This is a genomic window from Duganella sp. LjRoot269 (assembly GCF_964254095.1).
Taxonomy (GTDB): Bacteria; Pseudomonadota; Gammaproteobacteria; order Burkholderiales; family Burkholderiaceae_D; genus Rugamonas; species Rugamonas hordei.
Genome location: NZ_CAXUSL020000001.1, coordinates 6,049,780 through 6,062,844 on the forward strand (window position 1 = coordinate 6,049,780; position 13,065 = coordinate 6,062,844).

Below are 13,065 nucleotides of genomic sequence, written 5' to 3' on the forward strand. Positions count from 1 at the left end.
AACATGCATCTGCCCGTCTACTCCCATCCCACGCTGACCGTGCTGGTCGACGACAGCGACTCGTTCCTGAAAAGTCTGTCGTTCCAGCTCGATCCCATGCTGGCCAGCAAGACCTTCCATGACACCACGGCCGCGCTCCAATGGCTGCGACAGGGAACCCAATCGGGGAGCGTACCGCTGCACGTCAATTTCGACATGCAGAACCTGCCGGCCGACCAGTGCAACGTGGCGCTGGACCTGGAGTGCATCTACCGCATCGGCGAGCAGCGCCAGCGCTTCGCGACGCCGTCGGTGCTGGTGGTGGATTATTCGATGCCGCAGATGAACGGGCTGGAATTCTGCGAGGCGGTGGCGCACCTGCCGTGCAAGAAGATCCTGTTCACCGGCGCCGCCGACGAGAAGATCGCCGTGGGCGCCTTCAACCGCGGCCTGATCGACCGCTACATCAAGAAGAGCGACGACCACGCGCTCGACATCCTGGAGCTGGAGATCGCCGCGCTGCAGCGGGCGTATTTCGACGCGCAGTCCGAGACGCTGCGCGAGCTGGTGCTGCTGCATAACTACCACTTCCTCGGCGACCCGGCGCTGGCCCAGCTGGTGCGCCAGCTCAGCGACAGCAAGGGTTTCGTCGAGCACTACATCTTCCCGGCGCCGACCGGCATCCTGTTCCTCGACAAGCACGGCAAGGCCAGCCTGATGATGATAGAGACCGAACAGGGCATGTACGCGCAATACGAGATCGCCCGCGACAGCGACGCCCCGCCGTCGCTGCTGGACGCGCTGCTGGAGCGCCGCGTGCTGCCGTTCTTCTCCGATCCCTACGGCGACGGCATGTATTCGAGCCGCGTGGCCGACAACTGGCACCGCTACTGCGCGGCGCCGCAGATCTGCCAGGGCCGCGAGACCTACTACTGGGCGCTGTTCGACCTGCCGTCGCACTACTTCGACAAGCGGCCCTATTCCTACGCCCAGTTCCTCAAGGAGCAGATGGCGCAGGAAAGCGTGGCGGCTTGAGTCTTAAGCCTCGCGCAGCGTCTGCAGCGGCGGCTGGCGCAGCACGTTGCGCAAGCCCAGCCAGCCGCCCGCGATGGCGCACAGCGCGCCGGCCAGCAAGCCGACCACCCACACCGACGGGTTGAAGCTCCAGGCGAACTTGAACTGGTACGTGGCCAGCGCCCAGCCCATGGCCGCCGCGCCGGTCGCCGCCAGCACGCCGGACAAGGCGCCCACCAGCGAGAACTCGATCAGCTGCGCCTGCGACAATTGCCTGCGCGTGGCGCCCAGCGCCCGCAGCAGGCCCGATTCGCGGGTGCGCTCGTCCTGCGATCCCATCAGCGCCGCATACAGCACCAGCACGCCGGAGGCCAAGGTGAACACGAACAGGAACTCGACCGCCGTCACCACCTGGTCCAGCACCGCCTGCACCTGGCGCAGCAGGCCGCCGACGTCGACGATGGTCAGGTTGGGATAATCGCGCGTCAACGCGTTCATCACCGCGCCCTGCCCTTGCGGCAGATGGAAGGCGGTGATCCAGCTCTGCGACACTTCCGTCATCGCGGCAGGGTTGATGATGACGAAGAAATTGACCCGCATCGAACCCCATTCCAGCTTGCGCAGGCTGGTGATGGTGGCGTCCACCGGCGCGCCGGCGATGTCGAAGCGCAGCTTGTCGCCCAGCTTCCAGCGCAGCGTCTTGGCGATGCCCTCTTCCACCGAGGCTTCCGGCGCGCCCGGCTTGTCGGCGAACCACTGGCCGGCGCTGATCTTGTTCTCGGCCTGCATGCGCGCCATCGTCGACAGGTTGAATTCGCGGTCGGCCAGCCCCTTGGCGCGGTCCTCGGTGTAGGTCTCGGCGGTGACGGGCTTGCCGTTCACGGCGGTCAGCCGGCCGCGTATCATCGGATACTGCGGCGCATACGCCACGCCCGCCGCCTGCAGCCGCTTGCCGATGTCGGCGGCCTGCTCCGGCTGGATGTTGATGATGAAGCGGTTCGGCGCATCCGGCGGCGTGGCGTTGCGCCAGGCCGTCATCAGGTCGCCGCGCACCACGGTCAGCACCAGCAGCGCCATCATGCCCAAGGCCAGCGACACCACCTGCACCACCGTCGCGCCGGGACGGCGCTGCAATGAGGTCACGGCGAAGCGCCAGCTCTGGTGGTCGATCGCGCGGCGCAGCGGCTTGAGCGCGGCCAGCCCGCCCCAGGCCACCAGCCCGAACACGGCGAACGCGCCGAGAAAGCCCAGCGCCGTGTACAGCGCCAGCTGCGCGTCGCCCGCCTGCCACAGCAGCAGCACGACAAAGCCGGCCATGCCGAGGCCATAGGTGGCCAGCGCCGCCACCTGCGGCGGCTCCTGCTCGCGCCGGATCACGCGGTTGTGCGGCACCTTGCGCAGCTGGAGTATCGGCGGCAGCGCGAACGCGGCCAGCAGCAGCATGCCGGTGGCCACACCCTGCAGCGCCGGGTAGATGGTCGGCGCCGGCAGGTCGGCCGACACCAGCTTGCCCAGCACTTCCAGCAGCACGTAGTGGCCGCCGAAACCGACCGCCACGCCCATCAGGCTACCCACCAGGCCGACCAGCAGGAATTCGGTCAGGTACATCAGCGTGACCTGGTTCTGCGTCAGGCCCAGGCAGCGCAGCATGGCGCAGGCATCCAGGTGGCGCTGCATGAAGCGGCGCGCGGCCATCGCCACGGCCACCGCCGCCAGCATCGCCGACAGCAGGCCGACCAGCGACAGGAAGCGGTCGGCGCGGTCCAGCGTGGCGCGCATTTCGGGCCGGCCGTTCTCCAGCGACTCGACGCGCACGCCCTTGGTGTTGTTGTTCTTGATTTCCGCCTGCAGCCATTGCTCGTAGGCGCTGGCCACGGCCGCGCCGTTCTTCAGCGACGCCGGCGCCGCCACCAGCAGGCGGTAGGACACGCGCGAGCCAGGCTGGATCAGATTGGTCGCCTCGACGTCGGCCAGCGCGAACATCACGCGCGGCGCGAAGGCGAGGAAGTTGGCGCCGCGGTCCGGCTCGGAGGCGATCAGCTGGGCGATGCGGAAGCTCTTGTCGCCCAGCTTGATCCGGCCGCCGACCTGCGTCTTCAGGCTGCCCAGCAGGCCGGCGTCGATCCAGACGGTGCCCGGCGCCGGCACGCCGGCGGCCGCCGCGCCCTGGCTTTGCTCGGCCTGTTCGGCGTCGGTGGTGATCTTCAGCTGGCCGCGCAGCGGGTAGCCGGGGCCGACCGCCTTCAGCGACGCCAGCAGCGACGTCGATTGCTCGCCCTCGCCCGCCTGCGCCATGCTGGGGAAGCTGAGTGTGTCGGTCATCCGCAGGCCGCGCCGGGCCGCTTCCGCGCGCCACGCCGGGTTGACCGGCAGGTCGGCGCTGACGACGACGTCGGCGCCCAGCAGCTGGTGGGCGTCACGATCGAGGCCGCTGCGCAGGCGGTCGATGAAGAAGCCGGTGGCCGACAGCGCGGCAACGGCCACCGTCAGCGCGATCAGCAGGAAGCGCAATTGACCGGCGCGCCAGTCGCGCGCGGTCATCTTCAGGGCGAGTTTGAACATGGGGGATTACAGTGCGAGGGCTGCGAAATAGGCGTCGACTTCATCGAGGAACTTCTGCTTCTGCTGCGCCGGCAGGAAGGCCGCGGCGAAGCTGTTGCGCGCCAGCCGCTGCGCATGCGACAGGCCCAATGGCAGCGCCTCGAAGGTGGCGACGAAGTTGGCGTTCATGTAGCCGCCGAAGTAGGCCGGATCGTCCGAGTTCACCGTCGCCACGATGCCGGCGTCCAGCAGCTGCAGCAGGTTGTGCTGCTCCATGCGCTCGAACACGCACAGCTTGACGTTGGACAGCGGGCACACCGTCAGCGCGATCTGCTCGCGCGCCAGGCGCTGCGTCAGCGCCGCGTCTTCCAGGCAGCGCACGCCGTGGTCGATGCGCTCGACCTTGAGCGTGTCGAGCGCGGTCTCGATGTAGGCCGGCGGGCCTTCCTCGCCCGCGTGCGCGACCAGGTGGAAGCCCAGCTCGCGGCACCTGGCGAACACGCGCGCGAACTTCTCCGGCGGATTGCCGACCTCGGACGAATCGAGCCCGATGCCGATGTACTTGTCGCGGTAAGGCAGCGCCTCCTCCAGCGTGGCGAAGGCGTCTTCCTCCGACAGGTGGCGCAGGAAGCTGAGGATCAGCGTGGCGCTGACCGGGCTGTCCTGGCAGGCGCGGTGGATGCCGTCGATCACGGTCTTGATCGGCACGCCGCGCGCCGTATGCGTCTGCGGGTCGAAGAAGATTTCCGTGTGGCGCACGTTGTCCTGCTCAGCGCGCTTCAGGTAGGCCGCCGTCATGTCGTAGAAATCCTGCTCCTGCAGCAGCACGCTGGCGCCGGCATAGTAGATGTCGAGGAAGGATTGCAGGTCGGTGAAGGCATAGGCCGCGCGCAATTCCTCCACCGAGCCGTACGCCAGCTGGACGTTGTTGCGCCGGGCCAGCGCGAAGATCAGTTCCGGCTCCAGCGAACCTTCGATGTGGATGTGCAGTTCGGCCTTCGGCATCTGCTGCACGACGGTGCGCAATTGTTCGTTCAACATTATTCTTTTTCCCTTGTGACGGATGGCTGGATCAACGCATCTTAGCGCATGATGCGAGAGTGCGACAGCGGCCGCCAAGTTGCGGCAAAATTTATCTGTTTGAGGTGCGATCAGCACGGCGCGCACAGGCGTGATACTGTGGCATAAATGAGCGAAAAAAATGTCATTGAACTCACGAAAAGAACACTGTTTTCTTGGAAATTATCTTTACATATCAACAGCTTACGAAAGAGTATTAACGATATTACGACATATCTTTTGACTTCCTGCACCAATAGCGCAATAATCAATTTCATAGACGTAAGAAGCGTTACGACCGACAAATAAAAGCCGCCAACCGGCGATAAAGCCAGCTCATCGGCACGGGCAATCCGTGCCACCAAATGGAAGCTGGCCAATAAGAAAAATAATACAGAAAGGGAATGCACAGACCAGGGCCAGGGCAGGCAAAACTGCCGGTGACCCGTGACAAGTAGGCTTACATTAAAGGACACCCAAATGACCATTTTTGACAACTACGCCGCACGGTACGAACGGACCAAAGAAGAAGAGATGTCCATGAAGGAATATCTCGAACTTTGTAAAAAAGACCGGCTGACTTATGCCAGCGCCCCAGAACGCATGTTGGCCGCCATCGGCGAACCGACACTGGTCGATACCCGCAACGACACCCGGCTGTCACGCATCTTCGCGAACAAGGTCATCAAGATATACCCGGCATTCCGCGAGTTCTACGGCACGGAAGAAGTGATCGAGCAAGTGGTTTCCTACTTCCGTCACGCCGCGCAGGGACTGGAGGAACGCAAGCAGATCCTGTATCTGCTGGGACCTGTGGGCGGCGGCAAGTCGTCGATCGCGGAAAAGCTGAAGTCGCTGATGGAGCATGTGCCCTTCTATTGCCTGAAAGGCTCGCCGGTCAACGAGTCGCCGCTCGGCCTGTTCAACGAGGAAGAGGACGGCGTGTTGCTGGAAGAGGATTACGGCATTCCCCGCCGCTACCTGCGCAACATCCCGAGCCCGTGGGCGGTCAAGCGCCTGCACGAGTTCAACGGCGACATCAACCAGTTCCGCGTGGTCAAGCGCTACCCGTCGGTGCTCAAGCAGATCGCCATTTCCAAGACCGAACCGGGCGACGAGAACAACCAGGACATCTCCTCGCTGGTGGGCAAGGTCGACATCCGCAAGCTGGAAGATTATTCGCAGGACGATCCGGACGCCTACAGCTATTCCGGCGGCCTGTGCCTGGCCAACCAGGGCCTGATGGAATTCGTCGAGATGTTCAAGGCGCCGATCAAGGTGCTGCATCCGCTGCTGACGGCCACGCAGGAAGGCAACTATAAAGGCACCGAGGGCTTCGGCGCGATCCCGTTCGACGGCATCATCCTGGCCCACTCGAACGAGTCGGAATGGAAGACCTTCCGCAACAACCGCAACAACGAGGCATTCCTCGACCGTATCTACATCGTCAAGGTGCCGTACTGCCTGCGCGTGACCGACGAGATCAAGATCTACGACAAGCTGGTGGCCAACTCCTCGCTGTACCAGGCCCCGTGCGCGCCCGGAACGCTGAAGATGATGGCGCAGTTCGCGATCCTGTCGCGCCTGAAGGACCCGGAAAACTCCAGCATCTTCAGCAAGATGCTGGTCTACGACGGCGAGAACCTGAAGGACACCGATCCGAAGGCCAAGTCGATGCACGAGTATGTCGACTACGCCGGCGTCGACGAGGGCATGAACGGCTTGTCGACGCGCTTCGCCTTCAAGATCCTGTCCAAGGTCTTCAACTTCGACAACACCGAGGTGGCGGCCAACCCGGTCCACCTGCTGTATGTGCTGGAGCAGCAGGTCGAGCGCGAGCAGTTCCCGCCCGAGACCGAACAGAAATACTTCTCCTACATCAAGGAGCACCTGGCCCAGAAATATGTCGAGTTCATTGGCAAGGAAATCCAGACCGCGTACCTGGAGAGCTATTCCGAGTACGGCCAGAACATCTTCGACCGCTACGTGACCTTTGCCGACTTCTGGATACAGGACCAGGAATTCCGCGACCCGGATACCGGCGAGAGCTTCGACCGCGAGTCGCTGAACAACGAGCTGGAAAAAATCGAGAAGCCGGCAGGCATCTCGAACCCCAAGGACTTCCGCAACGAGATCGTCAACTTCGGTCTGCGCGCGCGCGCCAACAACGGCGGCAAGAATCCTTCATGGACCAGCTACGAGAAATTCCGCACCGTGATCGAGAAGAAGATGTTCTCGAACACAGAGGAATTGCTGCCCGTGATTTCGTTCAACGCCAAGGCCAGCGCCGAAGACGCCAACAAGCACGCCGACTTTGTCGCGCGCATGGTGGAAAAAGGCTATACGGCCAAACAGGTCCGCTTGCTGTGCGAATGGTATTTGCGCGTGAGGAAGTCGTCTTAAGACGGCCGCAGTCCGGGCGCGCCTCGGCGGCGCGCCCCTCGCTACGACCGCCGCACCAAACGCAGCAGGAGGCATCTTTTGACTTATCTCATCGACCGACGTTTGCAGGGCAAGAACAAGTCCGCGGTCAACCGCGAGCGCTTCCTACGGCGCTACAAGGCACAGATCAAGGACGCGGTGGGTCGCGCCATCAAGGGCCGCTCCATCACCGATATTGAAAACGGCGAGAAAGTCTCCATCCCCGTCAAGGACGTGGGCGAGCCTTCTTTCGGCCACGCCCATGGCGGCGTGTGGGAAACCATCAATCCCGGCAACCAGGAATACCAGAAGGGCGACCAGATCAACCGCCCCAAAGGCGGCGGCGGGGCCGGCCGCGGCAAGGCCGGCAACAGCGACCAGCTGACCGAGGACGACTTCATCTTCGAGCTGTCGCGCGAAGAATTCATGAACTACTTCTTCGAGGACCTCGAGCTGCCGCACATGATCAAGACGCAGCTGACGGCCACCACCGAATTCAAGAACCAGCGCGCCGGCTACAATATGTCGGGCACGCCGTCCAACATCCACGTGCTGCGCTCGCTGCGCGGCGCGCTGGGCCGGCGCATCGCGGTCGGCGGCAGTTCGCGCAAGCGCGTCATCGAGGCCGAGCGCGAGCTGGAGGAATTGCTGCTCGAGGGCGCGCCGCTGGACGCGCCGCGCGTGCTCGAGCTGAAGAAATTAATCCACCATCTGCACACGCGGCTGCTGGCCATCCCCTTCATCGACCCGTTCGACCTGCGCTATTCCAACCGCGTCAAGGTGCCCAAACCGATGACGCAGGCGGTGATGTTCTGCATCATGGACGTCTCCGGCTCGATGGACGAAACCCGCAAGGACACCGCCAAGCGCTTCTTCATCCTGCTGTACCTGTTCCTCAAGCGGGTGTACGACAAGATCGAGGTGGTGTTCATCCGCCACCACACGGCGGCGGCCGAGGTCGACGAGGAGGAATTCTTCCACTCGCGCGAATCGGGCGGCACCGTGGTGTCGTCGGCGCTGCACCTGCTGGACAAGATCATCGACGAGCGCTACGGCGCCGGCAGCTGGAACAGCTACGTGGCGCAGGCGTCCGACGGCGACAACTGGGACAACGATTCGGTGCTGTGCCGCCAGCTGCTGATCAACACCATCATGCCCAAGGTGCAGTACTACACCTACGTCGAGATCACCGACGGCCCGGCGCAAAACCTGTGGGAGCAGTACTCGCAGGTGCCGGACCACCACGCGCACTTCGCCATGCAGAAAATAGTCACGCCGGCCGATATCTATCCGGTGTTCCGCGAACTGTTCAAGAAACAGCCGAAGTAGGCAGCCGATTTAGTGGAACGCATATGAACGACATGACGAAATTTCCGCCCCCCAAGCCGCGCCATCCGCGCGCCCTGCCCGAACAGTCCGAGTGGACCTTCGAACTGATCGAGCAGGCCCACCAGGAAATCCGCCGCGTGGCCGAAGGCTTCGGGCTGGACACCTATCCCAACCAGCTGGAGATCATCACGGCCGAGCAGATGATGGACGCCTACACCTCGGTCGGCATGCCGGTGTCGTACAACCACTGGTCCTTCGGCAAGCATTTCCTGTCGACCGAAAAAGGCTACAAGCGCGGCCAGATGGGCCTGGCCTACGAGATCGTCATCAACTCCGATCCGTGCATCGCCTATTTAATGGAGGAGAACAGCCTGACCATGCAGGCGCTGGTGATCGCGCACGCGGCGTACGGCCACAACTCCTTCTTCAAGGGCAACTACCTGTTCCGCACCTGGACCGACGCCGAAGCCATCGTCGACTACATGGTGTTCGCCAAGAACTACATCGCCGAGTGCGAGCAGCGCCACGGCATCGACGCGGTCGAGCTGCTGCTCGATTCCTGCCACGCGATCCAGAACTACGGCGTCGACCGCTACAAGCGGCCGGCCAAGCTGTCGATGGCGCAGGAGCGGGCGCGGCAGAAGGAGCGCGAAGCCTATGTGCAGTCGCAGATCAACGAACTGTGGCGCACCCTGCCCCGGCGCGAGGAAGAGGAGGCGGAAAAGGCCGCGCCGCGCTTCCCGCCCGAGCCGGAAGAGAACCTGCTGTACTTCATCGAGAAATACGCGCCGCTGCTGGAACCGTGGCAGCGCGAGATGGTGCGCATCGTGCGCAAGATCTCGCAGTACTTCTACCCGCAGCGCCAGACCCAGGTGATGAACGAGGGCTGGGCCACGTTCTGGCACTACACCATCCTCAACCAGCTGTACGACGAGGGCGTGGTGGGCGACGGCTTCATGATGGAGTTCCTCAAGAGCCATACCAACGTGGTCTACCAGCCGCCGGTCAACAGCCCGTATTACAGCGGCATCAATCCCTACGCGCTGGGCTTCGCGATGATGACCGACATCCGCCGCATCTGCGAGCACCCGACCGACGAGGACCGCGAATGGTTCCCCGACATCGCGGGCAGCGACTGGCGCAAGACGCTGGACTTTGCGATGCGCAATTTCAAGGACGAAAGCTTCATCGCCCAGTACCTGTCACCCAAGCTGATACGCGAGTTCCATTTCTTTGCGGTATTGGACGACGACAATAACGAAAAGCTGGCAATCTCCGCGATACATGACGACCTCGGTTACCGTTATGTGCGCCAGCAGCTGGCCGAGCAGTACAACCTGGGCAACCGCGAGCCGAATATCCAGGTGTGGTCGGTCAACACCCGCGACGACCGCGCGCTGACCCTGCGCCATACGCAGTTCCAGCGCCGTCCGCTGAACCAGCAGGCCGGCGAGGTGCTCAAGCACGTGGCCCGGCTATGGGGCTTCGACGTGCACCTGGAAACCGTGGGGCCGAACGGCGAAGTCGTCAGCTCGATGGAGGTCAAGCGCGAGAAACGGGGGCGCGGGAGCTGAGCAACATATAGACAGCAACGCCGGCGCCGATTTCAGGCACGGCTCTTGCAAGGGATATAGCCGGAGACGGCGGCGCGGGGTCAGAAGAATAGTTCTGGCCCTGCTTTTTTTAGTGGAAAGCATGTAGCGGGCGGGAAGTCAATCTTTTTCTGCATGTTCTTGCACCGGGGAATCCGCAATAATTTCACAAAAGAAACTTCTGCGGCCAAATTATCAACTGCCCGTAGTAAAATTACGTGCATAAAATTCCGTTTTTAGGCTTAAGGGAAAACTAAGTAATGTCGTGGTGCGTTGGCGCACGAAAATGAGCAGAACTGTGTTGCCGATTGATCTAGAACAGTGCAAAGTGAGCGCTACCATATAGGAAAACCCTATGAAATTTAACCGGTTTTAGGGATGAAAATTCTATGTAAAATCAAGAATTCGTATGTATAATTCGCCGACGTCCCGGATGCGGCTGTTGTTTTATGTCGCCATTTTGGGGTTTAGTAGCAACAAAAAGAGTTGGTATTGGAGAAAGCAGGCATGAATTTCACGCACAACGAGAAAAGCACCGGGAAGAACTTTACAGGCATTACCATTGTCGTTTTGTTGCACCTCCTGGTCGCTTATGGGATCGTGACGGGCTTGGGTAAACGTCTGGTGAGCAAGATGATCGCACCAGTGGAGACCAAGATCATCGAGGAGGTCAAACCTCCTCCACCGAAAGAACTCCCACCGCCACCACCTCCACCAGAGATGAAAGCGCCACCGCCGCCTTTCATCCCGCCAGTTGAGGTGAATGTGCAGCAGCCTCCGCCGCCGCAGAACACGATCGCTAACGCGACCAACGTGAAACCTGCGACGACCGAGATCCAAAGAACGCCGCCGGCACCGCCGGCAGCGCCGCCGGGACCAGCAAAATCGGTCAACGTCGCCGCAGTGGCCGACTTCAGTACTTGCGCGAAACCGGAGTGGCCTAAGTCCTCCCTGCGTAACGAAGAAACCGGTACGGTGACCTTATCGTTCCTGATTGGAGCCGACGGCCGTGTCGCCGACTCCAAGATCGTCAAATCCTCTGGCTTCAGGGACTTGGACAAGGCCGCGGTAACCGGCATCAGTAAATGCCGATTCAAACCGGGTCTGACCGACGGGAAACCGACGGAAGCGTGGATGCAGATGCAATACGTCTGGACGCTGGAGTAAAACCGAGGCAGAGCACCGTCTCATCTAGTAATTTTCGTTGTCATTACGTTCAGCGATCTGATTATTTTATCAATTTGGAGGAAGCATGTTTAAGAATACCCGTTTGTCCGCTGTACTGGCCGCTGTGCTGTTTTCCGTGACCGCAGCCACCGCCCTGGTAAGCGCACCAGCTTTCGCTGACGCGCCAGCCTCGGCAGCCGCTTCGGCACCAGCAGCCGCTCCAGCAGCGGATGCGGCCGCAGCACCAGCACCTGCAGCAGAAGCTCCAGCCGCCAAGGGCGGTAAAGAAGAAGTGGACAATCCATACGGCTTCGAAGCTGTCTGGAACGGTGGTTTCGTATCGCGCGGCACCCTGATCATCCTGTCGCTGATGTCGATGGGTTCGTGGTACATCATCATCACCAAACTGATCGACCAGATGAAGATCTTCAAACAGTCGAAAGAAACTTCGGCCAAGTTCTGGAAAGCATCGTCGATCGCTGCTGGTTCGGCTGCCCTGAAAGACGGTTCGCCATTCCGCTTCATCGCTGAAACCGGCACCAAGGCCACCGTGCACCACGACGGCGCCCTGCTGGAACAAATCGACCTGTCGACCTGGGTCACCATGTCGATCCAGCGCGCTGTCGACAAAGTTCAGTCGCGTCTGCAAGACGGCCTGTCGTTCCTGGCAACCGTGGGCTCGACCGCACCGTTCATCGGTCTGTTCGGTACCGTTTGGGGTATTTACAATGCACTGATCGCCATCGGCATGTCGGGTAACGCATCGATCGACAAGGTTGCAGGTCCAGTGGGTGAAGCGCTGATCATGACCGCCTTCGGTCTGTTCGTCGCGGTTCCTGCCGTTCTGGGTTACAACTGGCTGGTCCGTCGTAACAAGGCCGCAATGGAAGACGTGCGTTCGTTCTCGGCTGACGTGCACTCGGTACTGATCTCGGGCGCCATGTCCACCAGCGAAGCTGGCCGCGCAGCCGGCGCTAAAAAGATTGGATAATTAATCATGTCGATGTCCGTAGGCTCCGATAGCGGAGACGAAGATCAAGTCATGTCAGAAATCAACACGACGCCCCTGGTGGACATCATGTTGGTTCTGCTGATTATCTTCCTGATCACGAGCCCGGTTGTTCTGAAGCTGATCAAGATCAAGCTGCCGGAAGAAGCCAACCAGGTTATCCAGACCAAGCCGGAAGATGTCAACATCGTTGTCAGCAAGGATGGCGATATCTACTGGAATCAGCGGAAGATGCGCGACGCGAATGAGTTGTTCGACAATCTGAAGGTGGAAGCGGTCAAATTGCCTCAGCCGGAAGTGCATGTACGTGGCGACCAAGAAACTCGCTACGAAGCAATCGGCAAGGTTATTTACACTACCCAGCGCGCTGGTATTCAGAAGGTCGGCTTCATCACCGAACCGCCTGACAAGGGTTAATTCCCTCTAGTGCATCGCAGGCCTGGACTCCAGGCCTGCCCTTCTTAAAAGGAAACACCATGAGTATGAATGTCGGCTCCCCAAGCGGTGGCGCGGATCCGGAACCAATGATGGAAATGAACATGACGCCCCTCATCGACGTGATGCTGGTGCTGATTATCATGATGATCATTACGATTCCAAAAGCCAACCACTCGGTGAACTTGAATATGCCGGTCGGCACCCCGCCACCGCCTACCAAGGAACCTGTGGTGATCACGATTGACGTCGACTTCGACGGCACGATTCTGTGGGATAACGCTGTCGTTCCCGACCGCGGCACCCTGGAAGCGAAGCTGACCGATGTCGCAGCGCAAGCTGACCAGCCGGAAGTGCATCTGCGTCCGAACAAGCTGGTGTCGTACAAAGTCGTGGCAGGCGTGATGGCTTCGGCTCAGCGTCTCGGCGTGACCAAGATTGGCCTGGTCGGCAACGAACAGTTCCAATAATCAGTTCTATGTTCAACGATAGGCAGGACCATTCCTGCCTATTTCGCAT

Annotated in this window: 10 protein-coding genes; 8 read left to right on the top strand and 2 right to left on the bottom strand. The window is 61.2% G+C overall.

Annotation, left to right across the window (positions count from 1 at the left end):
• Window positions 1-3 precede the first annotated feature (3 nt).
• Entirely contained in the window at window positions 4-1,014 is a 1,011-nt protein-coding gene (locus ACSQ3S_RS27085) for a hypothetical protein (protein ID WP_353403238.1), read from the top strand.
• Window positions 1,015-1,017: 3 nt separating this feature from the next.
• On the opposite strand, the gene ACSQ3S_RS27090 is transcribed toward ACSQ3S_RS27085, so the two are convergent.
• Entirely contained in the window at window positions 1,018-3,555 is a 2,538-nt protein-coding gene (locus ACSQ3S_RS27090) for an ABC transporter permease (RefSeq protein ID WP_436144315.1), read from the bottom strand.
• 6 nt (window positions 3,556-3,561) lie between these two features.
• On the bottom strand, window positions 3,562-4,575 hold the full coding sequence (locus ACSQ3S_RS27095; protein ID WP_436144316.1) for an adenosine deaminase: 1,014 nt from the start codon (window positions 4,573-4,575) through the stop codon (window positions 3,562-3,564).
• Between the two features lie 498 nt (window positions 4,576-5,073).
• Between ACSQ3S_RS27095 and ACSQ3S_RS27100 the strand changes: the two genes are divergently transcribed.
• From ACSQ3S_RS27100 to ACSQ3S_RS27130, 7 genes are all read left to right on the top strand, one after another.
• The gene (locus tag ACSQ3S_RS27100) at window positions 5,074-6,996 is read left to right on the top strand and encodes a PrkA family serine protein kinase (RefSeq protein ID WP_176654148.1); all 1,923 of its coding nucleotides are present in this window, start codon (window positions 5,074-5,076) and stop codon (window positions 6,994-6,996) included.
• A 78-nt stretch (window positions 6,997-7,074) separates the two neighbouring features.
• Window positions 7,075-8,343 carry a YeaH/YhbH family protein gene (locus ACSQ3S_RS27105; RefSeq protein ID WP_176654147.1) on the top strand — a complete coding sequence of 423 codons (1,269 nt, stop codon included), beginning with the start codon at window positions 7,075-7,077 and terminating at the stop codon, window positions 8,341-8,343.
• A gap of 23 nt (window positions 8,344-8,366) precedes the next feature.
• Window positions 8,367-9,917, top strand: coding sequence for a SpoVR family protein (locus ACSQ3S_RS27110; RefSeq protein WP_176654146.1), 1,551 nt, complete (start codon window positions 8,367-8,369; stop codon window positions 9,915-9,917).
• 525 nt (window positions 9,918-10,442) lie between these two features.
• Window positions 10,443-11,102 carry an energy transducer TonB gene (locus ACSQ3S_RS27115; protein ID WP_176654145.1) on the top strand — a complete coding sequence of 220 codons (660 nt, stop codon included), beginning with the start codon at window positions 10,443-10,445 and terminating at the stop codon, window positions 11,100-11,102.
• An 85-nt stretch (window positions 11,103-11,187) separates the two neighbouring features.
• Window positions 11,188-12,093, top strand: a complete 906-nt coding sequence (locus ACSQ3S_RS27120; protein ID WP_218087933.1) for a MotA/TolQ/ExbB proton channel family protein — start codon at window positions 11,188-11,190, stop codon at window positions 12,091-12,093.
• Between the two features lie 6 nt (window positions 12,094-12,099).
• Window positions 12,100-12,528, top strand: a complete 429-nt coding sequence (locus ACSQ3S_RS27125) for an ExbD/TolR family protein (RefSeq protein ID WP_116990444.1) — start codon at window positions 12,100-12,102, stop codon at window positions 12,526-12,528.
• Window positions 12,529-12,587: 59 nt separating this feature from the next.
• Entirely contained in the window at window positions 12,588-13,016 is a 429-nt protein-coding gene (locus ACSQ3S_RS27130; protein ID WP_218087932.1) for an ExbD/TolR family protein, read from the top strand.
• Window positions 13,017-13,065: the final 49 nt, after the last annotated feature.

Bases quoted from the DNA above. Each gene is read 5' to 3' on its own strand.
- ACSQ3S_RS27110 (WP_176654146.1), top strand. From the start codon at position 8,367: ATGAACGACATGACGAAATTTCCGCCCCCCAAGCCGCGCCATCCGCGC.
- ACSQ3S_RS27125 (WP_116990444.1), top strand. From the start codon at position 12,100: ATGTCGATGTCCGTAGGCTCCGATAGCGGAGACGAAGATCAAGTCATG.
- ACSQ3S_RS27090 (WP_436144315.1), bottom strand. From the start codon at position 3,555: ATGTTCAAACTCGCCCTGAAGATGACCGCGCGCGACTGGCGCGCCGGT.
- ACSQ3S_RS27130 (WP_218087932.1), top strand. From the start codon at position 12,588: ATGAGTATGAATGTCGGCTCCCCAAGCGGTGGCGCGGATCCGGAACCA.
- ACSQ3S_RS27115 (WP_176654145.1), top strand. From the start codon at position 10,443: ATGAATTTCACGCACAACGAGAAAAGCACCGGGAAGAACTTTACAGGC.
- ACSQ3S_RS27120 (WP_218087933.1), top strand. From the start codon at position 11,188: ATGTTTAAGAATACCCGTTTGTCCGCTGTACTGGCCGCTGTGCTGTTT.
- ACSQ3S_RS27100 (WP_176654148.1), top strand. From the start codon at position 5,074: ATGACCATTTTTGACAACTACGCCGCACGGTACGAACGGACCAAAGAA.
- ACSQ3S_RS27095 (WP_436144316.1), bottom strand. From the start codon at position 4,575: ATGTTGAACGAACAATTGCGCACCGTCGTGCAGCAGATGCCGAAGGCC.
- ACSQ3S_RS27085 (WP_353403238.1), top strand. From the start codon at position 4: ATGCATCTGCCCGTCTACTCCCATCCCACGCTGACCGTGCTGGTCGAC.